Source organism: Streptomyces sp. NPDC087263, assembly GCF_044744645.1.
GTDB lineage: Bacteria > Actinomycetota > Actinomycetes > Streptomycetales > Streptomycetaceae > Streptomyces.
Genome location: NZ_JBIUYT010000019.1, coordinates 55,023 through 74,693, shown reverse-complemented (window position 1 = coordinate 74,693; position 19,671 = coordinate 55,023). Strand labels below are relative to the sequence as shown.

Annotated in this window: 15 protein-coding genes; 7 read left to right on the top strand and 8 right to left on the bottom strand. The window is 70.3% G+C overall.

Going from position 1 to position 19,671, the window contains the following annotated elements:
* Positions 1-45: 45 nt before the first annotated feature.
* The gene (locus tag ACIPC1_RS39180) at positions 46-588 is read right to left on the bottom strand and encodes an NUDIX domain-containing protein (RefSeq protein WP_402526291.1); all 543 of its coding nucleotides are present in this window, start codon (positions 586-588) and stop codon (positions 46-48) included.
* 290 nt (positions 589-878) lie between these two features.
* On the opposite strand from ACIPC1_RS39180, the gene ACIPC1_RS39175 reads away from it, so the two are divergent.
* The 5 genes from ACIPC1_RS39175 to glpK all read left to right on the top strand — a co-directional run bounded on the left by ACIPC1_RS39175 (position 879) and on the right by glpK (position 7,177).
* Positions 879-1,307, top strand: a complete 429-nt coding sequence (locus ACIPC1_RS39175; protein ID WP_402526305.1) for a Zn-ribbon domain-containing OB-fold protein — start codon at positions 879-881, stop codon at positions 1,305-1,307.
* A 28-nt stretch (positions 1,308-1,335) separates the two neighbouring features.
* Positions 1,336-2,523 carry a lipid-transfer protein gene (locus ACIPC1_RS39170; protein WP_402526288.1) on the top strand — a complete coding sequence of 396 codons (1,188 nt, stop codon included), beginning with the start codon at positions 1,336-1,338 and terminating at the stop codon, positions 2,521-2,523.
* 100 nt (positions 2,524-2,623) lie between these two features.
* Complete coding sequence (locus tag ACIPC1_RS39165) at positions 2,624-4,291, top strand: EAL domain-containing protein (RefSeq protein ID WP_402526285.1); 1,668 nt, start codon at positions 2,624-2,626, stop codon at positions 4,289-4,291.
* A 589-nt stretch (positions 4,292-4,880) separates the two neighbouring features.
* A complete protein-coding gene (locus tag ACIPC1_RS39160; protein WP_402526283.1) occupies positions 4,881-5,630 on the top strand; it encodes an MIP/aquaporin family protein in 750 nt (249 codons plus the stop codon).
* 26 nt (positions 5,631-5,656) lie between these two features.
* Positions 5,657-7,177: a glycerol kinase GlpK gene (gene glpK / locus ACIPC1_RS39155; protein WP_402526281.1), complete on the top strand. Its 1,521-nt coding sequence runs from the start codon at positions 5,657-5,659 to the stop codon at positions 7,175-7,177.
* Between the two features lie 128 nt (positions 7,178-7,305).
* Here glpK and ACIPC1_RS39150 read toward each other — a convergent pair whose 3' ends face one another.
* Genes ACIPC1_RS39150 through ACIPC1_RS39130 form a run of 5 tightly spaced genes read right to left on the bottom strand, consistent with a single transcriptional unit; the run spans position 7,306 to position 15,366 of the window.
* Complete coding sequence (locus ACIPC1_RS39150; protein ID WP_402526278.1) at positions 7,306-7,914, bottom strand: GTP-binding protein; 609 nt, start codon at positions 7,912-7,914, stop codon at positions 7,306-7,308.
* Positions 7,895-11,515, bottom strand: coding sequence for a hydantoinase B/oxoprolinase family protein (locus ACIPC1_RS39145; protein WP_402526276.1), 3,621 nt, complete (start codon positions 11,513-11,515; stop codon positions 7,895-7,897). The genes ACIPC1_RS39150 and ACIPC1_RS39145 overlap by 20 nt, the downstream gene beginning before the upstream one ends.
* A gap of 24 nt (positions 11,516-11,539) precedes the next feature.
* A complete protein-coding gene (locus tag ACIPC1_RS39140) occupies positions 11,540-11,935 on the bottom strand; it encodes a DUF742 domain-containing protein (RefSeq protein ID WP_402526273.1) in 396 nt (131 codons plus the stop codon).
* A gap of 21 nt (positions 11,936-11,956) precedes the next feature.
* Positions 11,957-12,397 carry a roadblock/LC7 domain-containing protein gene (locus ACIPC1_RS39135; RefSeq protein WP_402526270.1) on the bottom strand — a complete coding sequence of 147 codons (441 nt, stop codon included), beginning with the start codon at positions 12,395-12,397 and terminating at the stop codon, positions 11,957-11,959.
* A complete protein-coding gene (locus ACIPC1_RS39130; protein WP_402526268.1) occupies positions 12,394-15,366 on the bottom strand; it encodes a nitrate- and nitrite sensing domain-containing protein in 2,973 nt (990 codons plus the stop codon). The genes ACIPC1_RS39135 and ACIPC1_RS39130 overlap by 4 nt, the downstream gene beginning before the upstream one ends.
* A gap of 536 nt (positions 15,367-15,902) precedes the next feature.
* Between ACIPC1_RS39130 and ACIPC1_RS39125 the strand changes: the two genes are divergently transcribed.
* Positions 15,903-16,550 (top strand): hypothetical protein, encoded by a 648-nt coding sequence (locus ACIPC1_RS39125; RefSeq protein WP_402526265.1) that lies wholly within the window; start codon positions 15,903-15,905, stop codon positions 16,548-16,550.
* A gap of 135 nt (positions 16,551-16,685) precedes the next feature.
* Here the strand turns inward: ACIPC1_RS39125 and ACIPC1_RS39120 are convergent, their stop codons facing one another.
* Together ACIPC1_RS39120 and ACIPC1_RS39115 are read right to left on the bottom strand one after the other, a co-directional pair.
* A complete protein-coding gene (locus ACIPC1_RS39120; RefSeq protein ID WP_402526262.1) occupies positions 16,686-17,936 on the bottom strand; it encodes an NAD(P)/FAD-dependent oxidoreductase in 1,251 nt (416 codons plus the stop codon).
* A 115-nt stretch (positions 17,937-18,051) separates the two neighbouring features.
* Complete coding sequence (locus ACIPC1_RS39115) at positions 18,052-18,372, bottom strand: bifunctional 3-phenylpropionate/cinnamic acid dioxygenase ferredoxin subunit (RefSeq protein ID WP_384392420.1); 321 nt, start codon at positions 18,370-18,372, stop codon at positions 18,052-18,054.
* A gap of 242 nt (positions 18,373-18,614) precedes the next feature.
* Between ACIPC1_RS39115 and ACIPC1_RS39110 the strand changes: the two genes are divergently transcribed.
* Positions 18,615-19,451 (top strand): IclR family transcriptional regulator, encoded by an 837-nt coding sequence (locus ACIPC1_RS39110; protein WP_402526259.1) that lies wholly within the window; start codon positions 18,615-18,617, stop codon positions 19,449-19,451.
* Positions 19,452-19,671 lie beyond the last annotated feature (220 nt).

Genomic DNA, 19,671 nt, shown 5'->3' with positions numbered 1-19,671 from the left:
GACGCTCGCTGAGGCGTCCCGCGCACCTTCAGACGCGCGGGCGCCTCAGATGTACCGCCCCTCGAACAATGCCTGGGCCGCCAAGCTGTGCAGCGGGAAGGCGAGTTCGGCCGGCCGGCGCAGCAGGTGCCAGCCCGCTGTCTCGTCGGTGGCGGCGGACGGCGGGAGTTCGGCGGCCGGGCGTTCCGGGAGGAGCCCGAAGAGCAGCAGGTGTCCGGTCGGGGAGCTCATCGCGTCGGCGAGTCGTACCTCCCGGCTCGCCACGTCGATGCCTGTCTCCTCCCTGAGCTCTCTGACGACGGCGTGCCGCCAGTCCTCCTTGTGGTCGATGAACCCTCCGGGCAGGGCGATGCCCCCGCGCGCGGGGTTGATGGTCCGGGTGATCACGACCAGGGAGGTGCCTTGGGCGTCGTACACGGGTTGGAGGGCCACCGCGACCGGCAGTGGATTGCGGTAGGCCACGGTGGAGCAGACGCGGCAGGTGCGGGGCCAGTCGGAGACGCTCTCTCCGTAGGGCGCTCCGCAGTTCGAACAGTGGGAATCCGGCGCGAAGTCGGCGGGCGGGTGCGTGGATGGGGTTGCGGACACGCCGCGGACTGTATCCGATCATCTGAAGAGCATCGCCATCAGCCGGTCGATGGGCCGCGAACCCTGGGCGGAAGGACCGGCGTTGATGCGACCGCTCGGGTCCCTCCGGCCGCGAGGGGCGGCCGGAACCACCCCCGTGGGCCCCGGCCGTCCCTACCGATACTCCGACGCCGTGGAGGTCCCCGTGGTTCTCCTCTGTGCCCTGCCCATTTCCCGTTGCCCATGGCACACTTCTGACGTTCCGTCAGATCCAGTGTCATGGAGGGGTCTTGTCGCGTTCACGCACACCTGTGGTGACCGGATGGTTCTCCGGGGACGGCGACGGCTTCCGTCTCCTCGGTACGCGCTGCTCGGCGTGCGCCTCGGTCTTCTTCCCCCGCGAGGACGTCTTCTGCCGCAATCCGAGCTGCCCGGGAGGCGGTGAACTGTCCGAGGTGCCGTTGTCGCGGCGCGGCCGTGTCTGGTCGTACACGGACAGCCGGTACCGGCCGCCGTCACCGTATGTGAGTGATCCGGAACTCTCGTGGGAACCCTACGCGTTGATCGCTGTGGAGCTGGAGCGCGAGCGAATCGTCGTGCTCGGTCAGGCGGTTCCCGGGATCACCGTCGCCGATCTGGCGGTGGGCATCGAGGTGGAGGTCGTCCCCGGTGTGCTGAACGAGGACGCGGAAACGACCTGGACGACGTGGCACTGGCGGCCGACCGGGGTGGCGCGATGAGGGGCGTGTGGCGTACGGGAGTGACGGCATGAGTGAGGTGGCAGTGCTCGGCGTGGGTATGCACCCCTGGGGCAAGTGGGGGCGCGGCTTCGTCGAGTACGGGGTCGTGGCGGCGCGGGCGGCACTCGCCGACGCCGAGGTGGACTGGCGCGATGTCGGCTCGATCGTGGGCGCGGACACCGTGCGCGGCGGGTATCCGGGGTACGTGGCGGGGGCGACGTTCGCCAAGGCGCTCGGCTGGCAGGGGGCGCGGGTCGCGAGTGTGTACGCGGCGTGCGCGTCGGGAGCACAGGCTCTCAACACCGCGCGGTCACAGATACTTTCGGGTCTCGCGGATGTCGTGCTCGTGGTGGGGGCGGACGCGGCGCCCAAGGGGTTCTTCCGCCCGGCGGGAGGCGACCGGCAGGACGATCCGGACTGGCTGCGGTTCCGTGTCCTGGGGGCGACGAATCCGACGTACTTCGGGTTGTACGCGCGGCGGCGGATGGCCGTCCACGGGGACACGCTTGAGGACTTCGCGCAGGTCAAGGTGAAAAACGCCGCCCTAGGGGCGCTGAATCCGAACGCGAGGTACAGGAAGAGGGTCACCGCCGAGGAGGTCGCCGGCTCGGCGGTCGTCGCCGATCCGCTGCGGCTGCTCGACATCTGCGCCACCTCCGACGGCGGCGCCGCTGTCGTGCTGTCCAGCATGGCCTTCGCACGACGGCACGGTGCCGCGGATCCCGTGCGGATCCGCGCGGTGTCCACGGTGACACCGCGCTACCCCAACACCGTGCTCGATCTGCCGGACATCGCCACGGACTCCGCTGTCGCGGTGGAGCCCTCGGCCGACTCCTTTCGTGCGTCCGTCGCAGCGGCGGCGTACGAGGAAGCGGGCATCGGTCCCGAGGATCTCTCCCTTGCCGAGGTGTACGACCTGTCCACGGCCCTGGAGTTGCAGTGGTACGAGGATCTGGGGCTGTGCGGGGAGGGCGGGGCCTCGAAGCTGTTGCGGGAAGGCGCCACGGCACTGGGCGGGCGAATACCGGTGAACGTGAGTGGTGGGCTGGCCTCGTTCGGGGAGGCAGTTCCGGCACAGGCCATTGCCCAGGTGTGCGAGCTGACATGGCAGTTGCGGGGCGCCGCCGGTGACCGGCAGGTCGCGGGGGCCCGGGTCGGGATCAGCGCGAACCAGGGGCTGTTCGGACACGGTTCGTCGGTCGTCGCGGTGCGGTGATCCCGGCACCGCCCGCACCCACTGTGACGAGCCGGAATTCCTGCGTGAACAGCTCGTGAATCGCGCCTGGGCGCACGCCAGGGGGCGCGATTATGCTCCCGTGCCCTCCTGGTCGGATACGCTCCGCTTCGCCTTTCAGCCGGTCGTCAATCTGACGACCGGAGGAGTTGCCGCTCTGGAGATACTCGCCCGCCCGGAAGCCGGTGACATCCTGGCGCAGGCCCGCCGTGACCCCGAACTCGACGGCCGGCTGGCCGCGTTCGCGATCCGGGCCGCCGCCCGCAAGGAGACCCTGCTGCCCCTGCACGTCAACGTGTTCGCCGGGACTTTGGCCGATCTCGGCGGGCTCGCGGCCCTGCGCGACGCCGTGCGTGAGGCCGGGCGGCTGCCGTGGGAGGTGACGGTCGACGTCGGTCCGCCGTACACGCACGTGCCGCAGCACGCCCTGCTGGACGCGGTCGCCGCCGTGCGGGGCGAGGGCTTCCGGATCTGCGCGGACGGGGTGGGCGACGGCGACGTACCCCTGCGGCTGCTCACGGACCTCGCGCCCGAGCTGATGAAGCTCGATGTGTCCCTGCTCGCGCGGCCCGCGGCGGTGCGGGCGATGCGGACGCTCTGCGAGGAGTTGGGCGCGCTGCTGTCCGTCGAAGGGGTGGAGACCGAACTGCAGTGCGCCGCTGCGGTGGCGGCGGGCGCGCAGCTGGCGCAGGGTGACCTGTTCGCGCCGGCTGCACGGCTGCCCGCGGCGGACGTATACGTTCCGACACTCTCCCCCGGTGTCGCCGAGACACCTCGGTCGGGGCCGTCCGTACGTCAGTTCGTGCGGCCCGCCGCGCTGCTGCCCGCCACGGCGTCCGCGGGGCAGGTGCGGGCGCTGCTCACCGGATCGTCCGACGTGTCCGGGGTGCTGCTCGTGGACACCTCGGGAGTTCCGGTCCGGTCGGTGCACCGGTCGCGGTTCCTGCTGTCCATGTCGGGGCGCTACGGGCACGCGCTGTACGCCGACAGGCCGGCCGCCAAGCTCGGCGATCCGCCACGTACGGTCGGGGTCGACGCCACCGCGTGGGAGGTCCTCGACGTGGTGGCGGACGGCGACCGGGACCGTACGTCCGACGATGTCGCGGTCGTCGACCGGTCCGGGAGATGTATCGGTGTCGTACGACTGGCGGACCTTGTACGGGCGTTGTCCGAGAGCCGGGTCGAGGAGGCCGCGGGGCTCAATCCGCTGACACGGCTGCCCGGTTCGGACGCGATCACCGGAGAGGTGGACCGGCGGATCGCGGACGGCCGGATGTTCGCGCTGAGCTGGCTGGACGTCGATCACTTCAAACAGGTCAACGACGGGGCCGGGTTCGCGGCGGGCGACGACCTGATCCGGGCTGTCGGTCAGGCGCTCCAGCGTGCGGCGTCCGGAGCGACTCGGGTGGGGCACATCGGCGGGGACGACTTCCTGGTCCTCGCGGACCCGGACACCCTCGATCCGCTGGCCACCTCGGTGCTCGACACGCCCTGGACAGCCGGCGGACGGACCATCACGCTGTCGCTGGCCACGGTCCTCTGCGCACCGGGCAGCGTGACCGACCACCGCCAGGCTGCCGCCTGCCTGGCACCCCTCAAGCAGGCCGCGAAGGCCCTCAGAGGGGCGAGTTGGGTGCTGGGGCGAGCAGGGCTGGCGGGGCATGAGATCCGTCGTGGGGCCGGTACGGCGCCGACGGAGGACGGATTCTGGTGGGCGGGCCGGTCCGGGAGTGACCGGCTGAGCGGCTGATGGACGAGCCGGTTGGCGGTTCGCCGGCCGGCCTGTCGAGGGCGACAGTCGGCCTGCGGGTACCTCACTGCCGATCTGCACGGCTGCACGGCCGCCAGTCCGTAGCCCCGGGCTGCGGCGGCCAAGCCGTCGGCCGGTCCGGGAGGACTGCCGTAAGGCGGCCCTACAGGCGTCGAGGCGCGCACCCGGCCAACAGCCCGAAAGAGTGTGCCTGGGAGCGACGTGAACGAGCATCGGCCGCAGCGAGCCGTTTTCGGCCACGTTCGACCGCCACGATGCCGCCGCACACTGCCCCACCAACCGTTGCTGTCCGCGACCTTGACGCCCCCTGGGCACCGGTGAACACTTCCGGGTGTCAGTCGGTATCGCCGCATTCGGGCGTCTTCACGCACCGCGCCGCTCGGGTTTCCGACCTGCACCAAGGGCCATTCCCCATGGGCGATTCCGCTGCGACGGCACGCTCGTCACGGACGCCGGGCAGGGAGCGGGACCTTCCTGCCTTCGGCTGAAGTAGCCATGGGAAACGTGGGAAACGCATCCTGCACGGTGGCCCGGAGCCGATCGCTCCGGGCCAGGCCTAGGAGCCGCCATGAGCAACGCAGACATCTTTGTCGGCGAGTTGATCGGCACCGCCATTCTGATCCTTTTCGGCGCGGGAGTGTGCGCCGCGGTCACGCTCAACAAGTCCAAGGCCCGGGGAGCGGGCTGGGTGGTCATCGCCTTCGGGTGGGGCTTCGGCGTCCTCGCCGGCGCATACACCGCGGCACCGCTGTCGGGCGGGCAGATCAACCCGGCGGTGACGATCGGATTCGCGGTCGAGGGCTCCACGAAGTGGGAGGACGTGCCCTTCTACATCCTCGGGCAGTTCGCCGGAGCCATCGTGGGGGCCGTGCTGTGCTGGCTGCTCTACCTCGGCCAGTTCAACCTCAACGCCGAGGACACCGAAGAGAACACGGCCATCGAGACGCTGGGGATCTTCTCGACCCGGCCCGAGATCAACAATCCCGTACAGAACCTGATCACCGAGTTCATCGCCACCGTCGCCCTGATGCTGCCCATTCTCGCCATGGTCGGCGGCGACAAGCACGTGGCGGGCATCGGGGACGCGGGCCTTCCCGTCCTGCTCATCGCCCTCCTCGTCGTCGGGATCGGCCTGTCGCTCGGCGGCCCCACGGGATACGCCATCAACCCGGCCCGTGACCTGGGGCCGCGACTCACGCACGCGCTGTTGCCGATACCCAACAAGGGCACCTCGGAGTGGAGTTACTCCTGGATCCCGGTGGTCGGCCCGATCGCGGGCGCCGTCGTCGGCGCCCTGATCTACAACGCAGCCTTCTAACGCAGCCTTCTGACGAAGGGGACGTCATGACGGACCATGCCGAGAAGTACGTCGCCGCAATCGACCAGGGCACCACATCGAGCCGCTGCATCATCTTCGACCACGGCGGCGCGATCGTCGCCGTCGACCAGCGCGAACACCGCCAGATCTTTCCCAAGCCGGGCTGGGTGGAACACGACGCCACCGAGATCTGGTCGAAGGTGCAGGCGGTGGTCGCCGGCGCGATCGCCAAGGCCGGGCTGCGCGCGGAGCAGCTGAGCGCGCTCGGGATCACCAATCAGCGTGAGACGACGGTCCTTTGGGACCGCGCCACCGGCAAGCCCGTGCACAACGCGATCGTCTGGCAGGACACCCGTACGTCCGCCCTCTGCAAGGAACTGGGCGGCTCGGACGGGCAGGACCGCTTCCGCGAGCAGACCGGACTGCCGCTGGCCAGCTACTTCTCCGGGCCCAAGGCGGCCTGGCTCCTCGACAACGTTCCTGGCCTGCGCGCACGTGCCGAGCGCGGTGAGATCGCCTTCGGCACCATCGACTCCTGGCTGATCTGGAACCTGACGGGCGGCACGGACGGCGGGCGGCACGTCACCGACGTGACCAACGCCGGGCGCACCATGCTCATGAACCTGGAGACGCTCCAGTGGGACCGGTCCATCCTCTCCGCGATGAACGTCCCCGAAGCGGTCCTCCCCGAGATCCGGTCCTCCGCCGAGGTGTACGGCCCCGCTGTGGGCCAACTCGCGGGCGTCCCCGTCGCGTCGGCGCTCGGCGACCAGCAGGCGGCGGTGTTCGGGCAGGCCTGCTACGACGTGGGCACGGCGAAGAACACATACGGCACAGGCAGCTTCCTGTTGCTCAACACCGGGAACCGGCCCGTTCCTTCGAAGAACGGGCTGTTGACCACCATGGGGTACAAGATCGGCACCGAGGCGCCGGTCTACTGCCTCGAAGGGTCGATCGCGATCACCGGCGCCCTGGTGCAGTGGTTCCGCGACCAGCTCGGCATCATCCGTCACGCCGACGAGATCGAGACACTGGCGGCGAGCGTCGACGACAACGGCGGCGCGTACATCGTGCCCGCGTTCTCCGGCCTGTTCGCGCCCTACTGGCGCTCCGACGCGCGCGGAGTCGTCACCGGGCTGACGCGGTACGTCACGAAGGCGCACCTGGCACGCGCGGTGCTGGAGGCGACCAGCTGGCAGACGCGTGAGGTGGTCGACGCCATGTACCAGGACTCCGGGGTGCAGATCACCACCCTGAAGGTGGACGGCGGCATGACCAAGAACAATCTGCTGATGCAGCACCAGGCGGATGTCCTCGGGGTGCCGGTGATCCGCCCGAAGGTCTCCGAGACGACCTGTCTGGGCGCCGCGTACGCGGCCGGTCTCGCCACCGGTGTGTGGAACGACCTCGACGAGCTGAAGTCGCACTGGCAGAAGGACGTCGAGTGGACCCCGGCCATGGAGCCCTCGGTGCGTGACCGCGAGTACCACAACTGGCGCAAAGCGGTGGAGAAGAGCTTCGGCTGGCACGAGGAGGGCCTCAGCTGAAACAGGGGTCTACGCGCGCGTGCCTTTCGCGCGAACCACGCGCGCGTGCACGACCACGGCCCGTACCCCGGTCGGCGAGGGTACGGGCCGTACTCACGGACACCCGCCGGAAGGCGGAGTGCCGTACGTCAGGTCGTCGTGACAGGTTGGCGCTGCTCGGATACGGCCGCCAGCGCGTGCTCGACGACGCCGATGAGGACCGCCTTCGCCGAGTCGCGGTCCCGCGCGTCGCAGAGGACGACGGGCACGTCGGGATCGAGATCCAGGGCCTGCCGTACGGTTTCGGCAGGGTAGCGATCGGCGTCCTCGAAGCAGTTGACGCCGACCACGAAGGGTATGGACCGCCGCTCGAAGTAGTCGACGGCGGCGAAGCAGTCCTCCAGGCGGCGGGTGTCGGCGAGCACGACGGCACCCAGTGAGCCGGTGGCGAGCTCGTCCCACAGGAACCAGAAGCGGTCCTGCCCGGGGGTTCCGAAGAGGTAGAGCACCAGGTCCTCGCGGAGGGTGATGCGGCCGAAGTCCATGGCGACGGTGGTGGTGTGCTTGCCCTCGACGCCGCTGGTGTCGTCCACGGGGCGGCCCGCCTCCGTGAGCACCTCCTCGGTGCGCAGCGGTTTGATCTCGCTGACCGCGCCGACGAGGGTCGTCTTGCCCACGCCGAATCCGCCGGCCACGAGGATCTTGAGCGTGACGGGCTCGACCGGAGGCTTGCCGCGCTCAGAACGCCCGAAGATCATCGATCTCTTCTCCTGCTTGATGGGGGTCGTGCGACGGTGGGCCGTAGCCTCCGCCGCCGGGGGTTTCGATGACGAGTACGTCATCGGGGCCGACGTCGGCCGTGTCACTTCCGCCGAGTTCGGTGACCGTGCCATCCGCGCGCTCCACCCGATTGGCGCCGAGCGCCCCGGGCTTGCCGCCCGCCATGCCGTAGGGCGGCACCCTGCGGTGCTGGGAGAGCGTGGACACGGTCATGGGCTCGTGGAACCGGATACGGCGCACGGCGCCGTCCCCGCCACTCCAGCGCCCCGCTCCGCCGCTTCCGCGGCGGACGGCGAACTCGTCGAGCTGTACCGGCAGTCGCCATTCAAGGACCTCGGGGTCGGTGAGCCGCGAGTTGGTCATGTGGGTCTGGACGACGGACGCGCCGGGAAAGCCGTCGCCCGCGCCGGACCCGGAGGCCACGGTCTCGTAGTACTGGTACCGCTCGTTGCCGAAGGTGACGTTGTTCATGGTGCCCGATCCCTCGGCCTGTACTCCCAGTGCCCCGTACAGGGCTCCGGTGATCGCCTGGGACGTCTCGACGTTGCCCGCGACGACGGCGGCCGGGGGCTCGGGCGCGAGCATCGAGCCCGGCGGCACCACGATGTCCAGGGGGCGTAGGCAGCCGTCGTTGAGTGGGATGTCGTCGTCGACCAGGGTGCGGAAGACGTACAGGACGGCGGCGTTGACCACCGCGAAGGGTGCGTTGAAGTTCGTGGTGAGCTGCGGGGACGTACCAGTGAAGTCGACGGTGGCGGAGCGTTTTTCACGGTCTACGGAGACGCGGACCCGGATGACGGCCCCGGAGTCGGTCTCGTAGCTGAACTCACCGTCTTCCAGGGTGCCGATGACACGGCGTACCGCTTCTTCGGCGTTGTCCTGGACGTGCTTCATATACGCCTGTACGACATCGAGGCCGAAGTTGTCGATCATGCGGGCGACCTCGTCGACGCCCTTCTGGTTGGCGGCGATCTGGGCGCGCAGGTCGGCGAGGTTGGTCTCCGGGTTGCGCGACGGGTAAGGCGCCCGGGTGAGCAGGGTGAGGGTCTCGGCCTCGCGGAATCGGCCGTTCTGGGCGAGCAGCCAGTTGTCGAAGAGGATGCCCTCCTCGTCGATGGTGCGGCTGTTGGCGGGCATGGAGCCAGGGGCGATGCCGCCGATCTCGGCGTGGTGGCCGCGTGAGGCGACGTAGAAGAGGATCCGCTCACTCTCCGTGTCGAAGACCGGGGTGATCACGGTGACATCGGGGAGGTGGGTGCCGCCGTGGTACGGATCGTTGACCGCGTAGGTGTCCCCGGGGCTCATCCCGTCTCCGCGGCGCCGGATGACCTCCTGGACGCTGGTGCCCATCGAGCCCAAGTGCACGGGAATGTGGGGGGCGTTGGCGACAAGGCTGCCGTCGGGGTCGAAGAGGGCGCAGGAGAAGTCCAGGCGCTCCTTGATGTTGACCGACTGGGCGGTGGACTCCAGGCGGGCACCCATCTGCTCGGCGATGGACATGAAGAGGTTGTTGAAGACCTCAAGGAGGACGGGGTCCGCTTCCGTGCCGAGATCGGAACTCTGCGTAATCGCCGCGCGTTCCATGACCAGATGCCCGTCGTCGGTCGTCGCGGCCCGCCAGCCGTCGTCGACGACGGTCGTCGAGCCGGCCTCGGTGATGATCGCGGGTCCGGTGACCGGGTGACCGGGAGGCAGTTCCTCGCGGCGGAGCAGGGGTACGTCGCGCCGAGCGCCGCCCGTGTGGAGAGCGGCCGTCTCCGTCTTTGGTGCGGCGGAGCGGTGTCCGAAGGCGGCGAGGGCGGAGAGATCGGGGGGTTCGGTGAGACCGATGGCTTCCACGGAGAGGGCTTCGACGACGACCGGACGGTCGAGGGTGAAGGAGTAGGTGGCGCGATGGCGTTCTTCGAAGGCGTGGGTCATGGTGTCGGGCTCGGTGAGCTCGACGGTGAGTGCCGTGTCCGTGCCGTCGTAGCGGAGTTGGGCGCGGCGGGTGACCCGGATGCGGTCCTCGGGCACGTCCTCGGCGAGAAGTTCGGCGCGGGCGGCGCTTTCCAGGTCGTCCGCGGTCTTCAGGACGCCGGGCATCACGGAGGCGTCCAGGGGCACCTCGACGGACTGTTCGCGCATGGCCGTCGTATCGGCGAGTCCGATACCGAGGGCGGACAGCACGCCGGCCATGGGTGGCACGAGGACGGTGCGGATGCCGAGCGAGTCCGCGACCATGCACGCGTGCTGGCCGCCCGCGCCACCGAAGGTGGTCAGCGCGTACCGGGTGACGTCGTGGCCCTTCTGGACCGAGATCCGCTTGACGGCGTTGGCGATGTTGGCCACGGCGATCTGGAGGTAGCCCTCGGCGACCTGCTCAGGGGTCCGGTCGTCGCCGGTGCGCTCCCGGATCTCGCGGGCGAGGGCGGCGAAGCGGTCGCGGACCAGTGCGTCGTCGAGCGGCTGGTCGCCATTCGGGCCGAACACCCGCGGGAAGTGGGCGGGTTGGATTCGGCCCAGGGCGACATTGGCGTCGGTGACGGTGAGCGGGCCGCCGCCGCGGTAGCAGGCGGGTCCGGGTTCGGCGCCCGCCGAGTCGGGGCCCACGCGGTAGCGGGAGCCGTCGAAGTGGAGCAGCGAGCCACCGCCCGCGGCGACGGTGTGGATGTCCAGCATGGGAGAGCGCAGCCGGACCCCGGCGATCCGGGTGGTGAAGACCCGCTCGTACTCGCCGGCGAAGTGCGAGACGTCCGTGGAGGTGCCGCCCATGTCGAAGCCGATGACGCGGTCGAAGCCGGCGCGCTGCGACATCATGGCCATGCCGACGATGCCGCCCGCCGGACCGGACAGGATGGCGTCCTTGCCGCGGAACTGGCCGGCTTCGGCGAGACCGCCGTTGGACTGCATGAACATCAGGCGCACGCCCTGGAGTTCATCGGCGACGTGCTCGACGTAGCGGCGCAGTACGGGCGACAGGTAGGCGTCGACCACGGCGGTGTCTCCCCGCGGGACGAGCTTCATCAGGGGGCTGACCTCGCTGGAGAGCGAGATCTGCGGGAAGCCGGTGCGGGCCGCCAGTTCGCCGACTGCCTCTTCGTGGGCCGGGTGGAGGTGGCTGTGCATGCAGACCACCGCGACGGCGCGGATTCCGGAGTCGTACGCCTCCTGGAGGGGGCCGGCCAGGGCCTCCAGGTCGGGGGCGCGCAGGACCGTGCCGTCGGCGGCGATCCGCTCGTCGACCTCGATGACGCGATCGTACAGTTGTTCGGGCATTTCGATCGCGCGGGCGAAGATGCGTGGGCGGTTCTGGTAGGCGATGCGCAGGGCGTCGCGGAAGCCGCGGGTGATGACGAGAAGGGTTCGCTCGCCTCTGCGTTCGAGCAGGGCATTGGTGGCGACGGTGGTGCCCATACGGACGGCGTCGATCTCCGCGCCCTCTTCGAGGAGCTCCCGCACTCCTGCGACCGCGGCGTCGGCGTACCTTGCCGGGTTGTCGGACAGCAGTTTGTGCGTGAGCAGGCTGCCGTCCGGACGCCGCGCGACGACGTCGGTGAAGGTACCGCCTCGGTCGACCCAGAACTGCCAGCCTGTCACGTCTGTTCCCCGCTTCCGCCCTGCTCAGAGCGCCCGGAGGCCGTTGATCACGTCGCGCAGAATACTCTCGTCCGGCAGCTCGGCAGGTGGTACCGGACGGCTCACGTGGACCAGTTCCTCGTCCACGAGGTCCCCGATGAGGACCCGGACCACCCCGACCGGAAGGTCGAGTTCGGCAGCGAGTTCGGCGACCGACTGAGGGGAGTCGCGGCAGAGTTCGACGATGTCCACGTGCTCCGGGGACAGCGTCTGGTCCGCCTCGGGGTCGTCGGCGTACGACTCCGCCACGACCACCGCGATCAGGTCGAGGCGGTGTTGGGCCGTACTGGTGGTGCGGCCGCGTGTCATGGCGTACGGACGGACCACCGGTCCGGCCTCGTCGTCGAACCAGTGGGCTCTGCCCTGGCTGTCTCCGCTCACGCTCACGCTCATGTCATCCCACTACCCGCCCGAGAGCGGATCGGTGCGTGGAGCGGCGGCCAGATGTACGCCGACTCGCTTGACCAGGAGCGTCATTTCGTAGGCGACCTGCCCGACGTCCGAGTCGGCGTCCGACAGGACGGCCAGGCAGCTGCCGTCGCCCGCCGCCGTGACGAACAGGAAGGCCTCGTCCAGTTCCACGACCGTCTGGCGGACGCTGCCCGCCTCGAAGTGGCGGCCGACGCCCTTGGCAAGGCTGTGGAAGCCGGAGGCGACGGCGGCCAGATGCTCACTGTCCTCTCGGGACAGGTCCTTGGAGACCCCTATGGGCAGGCCGTCGCCGGAGAGCACGATCGCCTGGCGGATGCTGGCGACGCGGTCCACCAGGTCGTCGAGGAGCCAGTTCAGCTCCCCCGACACTCTGCTCGTCGCGGTGGGCCCTGTCGCCTTCGGTGCGGTCATCGACCGTCCCCCCTTGTCGTTCCTGGTGCTGTGCCGTCGTGGGGCTCGTCGCCCGCGGCGTTCTCCTCGCGGCCACGCTGCCAGCCGCGCTGGAGCGAGGCCATCCGGCTGCGTACCTCGTCGGCGTCGCGATCGGCGGGGTCCGCACCGTTGCCGGCCCCGCCCCTGTCCCGCTCGGTGCGCCGCTCGAGGTCGTTCTTCAGTTGCGGGGCCAGATTGGCCTGCCGGACGCGGCGGGGCAGCGGGCCCACGCCCGATTCCTCCGCTGCCGTCGCGGCCTCGGGGCGCGGGGTGGTCTCGCCCCCGCCGGGCGACGAGGCGGTGCGACGACTGCGCTGGGGAAGGGTGGGGGGCTCTCGCAGCTCGGCGGCCCCCCGAAGCTCGGAAGCCTGTCGAAGGCCGGAGGGCTCACGCCGCCCGAGAGCCCTTCTGAGACCGATGGAATCCGAGAACTCGGCTCCGCCCCGCTCCGGGGTCTCGGAGCTCTCGTCCCCACGCCGCCCCGTGGTCTCGGCGCCGCCGCCGCGCCGCCTGGCCGCGAGCGGCCGCATGCCGTCGGTCTCCACCACGCCACGCTGTCCGCCCTGCTCCGGGCCCTCCGTCGGCTCCGGACCGGCTACCGGCTCGAAGTCCTCCGTGGCCCCCTCGTCCGCCCCGTCGCGGCGGGACCGCGTCTGGGTCACCGGTCGGCCGTGCGAGCTGACCAGCTTGGGCGCCCCGCGCCGGGGCAGCTGGACGGGCCCGTCAAGCTGGTCGTTCTCACCGGACCGGGCGGACTCGCCCCGGCCGTCGCGGGACTGCTGGTGCTGCTCGCCCGGGACACCGGTGATGGAGCGGCGCGGCCTGAACAGACCGCCGCGTTCGCTGTCGTCGTCGCCGAGGGCGCCGGGGAAACCGCTGAGGGTGTCCAGGTCGACCGGGGCTTCCAGTTCGACGGGTCCGTCCAGAATCGAGGCGGGCAGACCCGGGATCTGGACCGGTGTCTGGGAGAACGCGGCCTTGCGGTCCGCTTCGACCTCGCCCTCCCGTGTGGGCAGCACACGGTCGAGTCGGAAGCCGACGCCGTTGGTGTCCGGGACCTCGTCCGTGAGCAGCGCATCGGGGATGAAGACGACCGCGGTGGTACCGCCGTACGGCGACGGCTGGAGGGAGACGCGGACGTTCTGCCGCTGCGCGAGCCGGCTGACCACGAAGAGCCCGAGCCGGTCGGTGTCGGACAGCTCGAACTCCCGGGTTTCGGCAAGCCGCAGATTCGCGTCGAGGAGCGCCTCCGCCGCCATACCCAGGCCGCGGTCGTGGATCTCCAGAGTGAAGCCGTTGGCGACGCGTTCCCCGTGAACGTGCACGGCGGTGTGCGGAGGCGAGAACACCGTGGCGTTCTCCAGGAGTTCGGCGACGAGGTGCGTGAGGTCGGCAACGGCCGGTCCGGTGGCGGCGACACGCGGCAGGCGGCGTACCTCGATGCGCTCGTAGTCCTCGACCTCGGCGACGGCGGCGCGGACGATGTCCATCAGCTGGACCGGCTTGCGCCACTGCCGGGACGGGGCGGCCCCGGAGAGGATGACCAGGCCCTCGGCGTGGCGGCGCATCCGGGTCGTCAGGTGGTCGAGGCGGAACAGGTCGGCGAGTTCGTCGGTGTCGTCGGTCCTGCGCTCCATGGTGTCGAGCAGGGTGAGCTGCTTGTGGAGCAGGACCTGGCTGCGGCGGGCGAGGTTGACGAAGACCTCGGAGACGCCGTCGCGCAGTTCGGACTGCTTGACGGCAGCTTCGACGGCGGCGCGCTGAAGGGTGTTGAGGGCCTGGCCGACCTCGCCGATCTCGTTCCGGTCGTACTCCAGGCGCGGAACCTCGGTCTCGACGTCGACCACTTCGCCCGTGGACAGGCGGCGCATGACGCTGGGCAGCCGGACGCCGGACGCCTCGTGGGCCTCCAGGCGCAGCCGGCTCAGGTCGCGTATGAGGCCGCGGCCGATGCGTACGGACATGAAGAGCGAGAACAGCAGGGCGATGAGCCCGAGGACGCCCGCGATGACCGCCTTGAGGATGACGCCGACCACGACCGGTTGGACACGGTCCTGGTAGCGGTCGGCCGTCTGATCATTGAGCGTGCCCAGGTCATCGAGGACATGCCCGGCCGCGGTGTCCCAGTTCTTGGCGGTGACGGCGCTGGGCGAGTCGGCATCGGAGGTGACAACGGCCTGCTCAGCCACCCGCAGAGGCGCGCTGTCGGCGTTCTTCCAGTAGAGCTCGAAGCGCTCTCGATCCGAGGAGGGCAGCAGCGGCAGGCTCATCTCGTACATCAGTGCGCGCTGGGCCATGAGGTCGGACGCGTCGCGGATCTCGTCCTTGGTGATGTGGCCCGCGACCAGCGCGGAGCCGAGGAGGGCGTCCTCGCGGGAGAGGTACTCACGGGCCCGGGCGAGGTTGACCAGTGCGCGGCCCTGCTTGTCCATCTCCACGTTGTTGAGCAGATGGATGTTGGTCATCAGGATGTAGCAGGGGTCGACCAGACGGTTGTAGAGGTCGAGGGACTGGGTCCGGTTGACCGTGCCCTCCTCGACGCTCTGGCGCAGCGAGTCGATTCCGTCGAACGCGTCCAGGATGGTGGTGAGGCGCTGGGAGGGGCCCTCACCCATGTACTCGCGTACGTCGTCGTCCTTGGCATTCCTTCGGACCTTCGCCACGGCGTCGTCGGTGGCGGTACGGCTGCGCTTGAGGGCCGCGAGGGCGTCGGAGGCGCGCGGATCGGCCAGATAGACGAGAGTCTGGCGGCGCTCCTGCTGGAGGACGCGGACGGCGTCCTCGGTGGGGTAGCCGATCTTCTCCACGACGTCCGACACGTTGAACAGGTTGTTGGCCTCGCGCCCGGTGAGCACCGTCGCGAACGCCCAGATGGCCGTCAGGGACACCAGCGGCACCAGGAGCAGCGCCACGATCTTCCGGCGGATCGACTTCCCGCGAAAGCGCATGGCCTCCCCCAGCTCGACCCCCTCCGGCCCGGGGGTACACATGTGCGTCAACAAACGGCGTGAGCCTACTACCGACCCACGAGGAACTCGAAGACCCGTCCGGGAGCAGACGTCCCATTTGGGGAACGAAACATGGGGAGTTGTCCGTTCATTGAGGGAGATTGCCTCCCGCAATCCGGCAACGGGGCCGGGTCACATCGGAGCGGTGAACTCCGTCAGTTGGCCGGAATTCTTCGCTTATTGGGAATCTTCGAGGCGCGTTGTTCGTCTTTCTGTACGGGAGATGGGGGCGGAATCGGCCGCAGGAGCCGTATGCCGCGCCCAGACGGCGTAATACAGCGCAAGCCGGGCAACCAAAGGGGAGCCGGGGTCACCTGACCCCGGTGCGACAGGTCTGCTGGGCGGTGGGGAGTGACGAGTTGATGGGCACGGCGGAGCGGAGCGGAGCGCCGGTGATCAGCGTTGCGGAGCCCGAGGCGGCACAACCAGCCACACAGGTACCGGATCGCGACACTCGGGCAAACGGGCACGATCGGTTGGACGAGCGACACGGGGCGACGGGCGGATACATCGTGGACGGGCAGGGCGTTGCCGTGGCTGGGCGCAGCCATGTGGACGGACCCGATGTGACCGCGGAGAAGCCCAGCCGCGCAGAAGGGGTGGGCGGGACCACGGGCCTTCACGGCCCGGCGCGGGGACAGCAGCAGGGTCAGGGCCGCACCAGGGAAGCGTCCGGCTTCGCACAGGAGCGGGGCTTCCCGGCGGAGGAGTACGAAGAGGAAGAGCGGGTGTACTACCGGCCGTTGTGGGTCGAGGAGCCCGCGCGCAGGCGCCGGCTGCCTGATCCGGTACGTACGGCGGCCGTGCGGGCGCTGCTCATCGTCTCCGTGACCCTGATCCAGGCCATGGTGGCCTTCCTGTCCACGCTCGCGGGATCCTGGCTGGCCTTCCCGATGGTCCTCAGCAGTGTTGCCAGCACGGTGGTGGCCACCTGGGCCGCCCTCGATGTCTGGGTGACACGACAGGTGTGGAACCAGCGCAACGGAGTGGTGTCGGTACCGAGCAGCACCGCACGGGCGTTGCGCCGCGAGCGGCGCAGGGCCCGACAGCAGCCACAGACGGACGAGCGCGCCCAGGAGCGGATACGTCGCCAGGGCGGGGCCGGGCAGTTGTCGCACTCCTAGGCACCCTCAGGTGTCACCAGCGCAGCGCCAGTGGCACCTGAGGCACCTGAGGATCGCGCCCCTTTGCACCGCCCCAACGCCCACACCCGCCGGGCGGACCGCCGACCCGCGCCGCCCGCTGAAGGGTCAGGGTCGTCACAGTGCCGCCGGCTCCATCGGATCTGCGCTGCGGGCGAGTTCACGACGTGCCCGCATGAACGGGCGTGGGCGGTCGACGGAGAGGACGGCTGTCGTACGACCGTCTCGTTCGTAGAGGGCCAGGAAGCCGCCCTCGGCCGGTGCGCCGTCCTCAAGGGCGCCCTCGGCGATGCGGACGGTTTCGGCCTCGTGGCGCCGACCCGCGAACTGGATGCGTGCACCGTACTGATCGGACCAGAAGTAGGGCAGGGGGCGCACGGTGTCCACGGTGCGTCCGGCGAGCAAGTTGCGTACGGCAACCCGGGGTTGTTCGGTGGCCGAGGTCCAGTGCTCGGCGCGGGCTCCCCCGGCGCGGGCGACATCTCCGACGGCGACCACCTGAGGAAGTCCGGTCACGCAGCCGTCGTCGCACAGCACGCCGTCGTGCAGGGCGAGCGTGGAACCCGCGAGCCAACCGGTGTTGGGGGTGGCGCCGATGCCCACGATCACGACGTCAGCGGGAAGGGTCCGGCCGTCGGTGAGCCGCACGCCGGTGACGGTACGCCGCGGCGCGCGGTCCTCGGCGACCACTTGCCCGGCGGCCACGTCCTCGTGCGAACGCGCCACGCCGCTCCCCAGCAGGCCTGCCACACCGGTGCCGGTGACGAGGTCGACGCCGCCTCGGCGGTGCAGGGCGGCGCACACGGCGGCCATGTCGGGGCCGAGTTGGGGGACCAGGGGCAGCGGGGCGGCCTCGATGACCGTGACGTCGTGGCCGAGGGCGGCGCACGAGGAGGCGGTTTCGGCGCCGATGAAACCGCCGCCGATGATGACGACGTGGAGCGATCCCCGGGTGAGTTCCGCACGCAGGGCGCGGGCGTCATCGAGGGTGCGCAGGGTGTGGACGCCGGCGAGGTGGTCGCCCGGAAGGCGGCGGGCCGAGGCGCCGGTGGCGAGGACCACGCCGTCGGTGGAGACGGTGCGGCCGTTGTCGAGGAGGACGGTGCGGCCGCGGGGGTCGAGGCCGCGGGCACGTACGCCGAGGAGCCACTCGGCGTCGAGTTCGGCGCTCTCCTCGTCGTCGGTGAGGGCGAGTTGGTCCTCGTCGGCGCGGCCGGTGAGGAAGTCCTTGGACAGGGGCGGGCGGTCGTAGGGTCGGTGGGGCTCGTCCCCGACGATCACCAGCCGTCCGTCGAACCCCTGGGCGCGCAGTTCGCGAGCCGCGTACACCCCGGAGAGGGAGGCGCCGACGACGGTCACGGTCCTCATCAGGCGCGCCTCCGGATCCGTACGACGGGTACGACGCCGGACTCGCCGGCAGTACGCCGAGGCGTGCAGTGCCCTGTGGGAGCAGCGCACGCGTCGTCGGCAGTGGTCTCGTACGTCATGCGGCGGTGCCCTCCTCGGCGGCCAGATGGACGTGGATGACGCCGTCGTCGACGGTGACGCGGTGGGTGCGGACGGGGCGGCGTGCGGGCAGACACGTCGGTTGCCCCGTGCGGAGATCGAATGAGGCGGCGTGCAGTGGGCATTCGACCAGACAGCCCTCCAGCCAGCCCTCGGAGAGGGAGGCGTCCTGGTGGGTGCAGGTGTCGTCGATGGCGTACAACTCGCCGTCGGCGTTGAACACGGCAATGGGCGGCGTGGCGTCGATACGGACGGATTCGCCTACGGGGAGGTCTTCGAGGCGGCAGACGGGAATCATGGGCCCCCCTCTCGGTCCGGACAGGTTGATGTCCGACCGCTCAGGTCCAGTCAGTCCGGTAACCGAGCGGGAGGTGCTCGCCTTCGAGCCCTAGCCGGTTCCGGACGCTTCGGTAACATGATGTTTCGTATGGCGCATGAGGGAGCGCTATGCGCAACAGAATCCGCGCGGGAGTCCCGTCACGTCAAGGGCTTCCCGCAGATGCGGCCCAAACAGGGCCGCCAGGTGGTGAGAGTTGAGCTATGACCCGCACTCAGAAGCAGGCTGAGCCGAACGAGGGGACGGAGACCAACGGGGCGACGGCGGGGAAGCAGGGCAGAGGGGCGGGCAGCGCCGTCCAGTCGGTCGATCGAGCCGTGAGCGTGCTGGAGATCCTCGCCCGGCTCGGCGAAGCGGGTGTCACCGAGATCGCCGACGAGCTGGAGGTGCACAAGTCCACCGCCTTCCGGCTGCTCGGCGTCCTGGAGAACCGCGGTCTGGTGGCGCAGGCCAAGGACCGCGGGAAGTACTACCTGGGAGCCGCCGTACTGCGCCTCGCGGGAGCGGCGGCGGTGCGTCTGGACATCTCCCAGGAGGGCGTTCCGGTCTGCCGTGAACTGGCCGACGAGCTGGGCGAGACCGTCAACATCGCGGTCCTCGACGACGACGCGGCGGTCAACATCATGCAGGCCCGCGGCGCCGCCTCCGTCACCGCGCAGAACTGGCTGGGCAGACGCACCCCCCTGCACGCCACCTCCAGCGGAAAGGTCCTCCTCGCACACCTTCCGCCCACGTTGCGCGAGGGGCTGCTCGCCCGCCCGCTGCGGCGATTCACCGAGCGCACCATCACCGGCACCGCAGCACTGCGCTCCGAGCTGGAGGCGGTCGTCGAGCAGGGCTACGCCTACGCGCTCGAAGAGCTGGAGCTGGGTCTCGCCGCGGTGGCCGCCCCGGTGCGCGCCCACGACGGCAAGGTCATCGGCGCGATCAGCACCTCCGGGCCGGTGTACCGGCTGGACCCGGACCGGCTGCCGGACCTCGCCAAGCGCACGGTCGCCGCCGCGGCCGAGCTCTCACGCCGGATGGGCTACGGCTTCTGACGGAAGCCGCGGCGGACACGCGGCGGACAACAGGCACGCAGCGCGGCCGTGAATCGACTCCGCACCACCCCTTCGAGGGAACCCGCACCACCCGACACACAGAGGCGCGGGGGGGGGGCGCCCCCCCCCCCCCCCCCCCCCCGGGGGGGCGGGGGGGGGGGGCGGCGGGGGGGGATCGAAGGGTGTTGACACCCCACAATAAGACAAAAAAAAAGCCTAG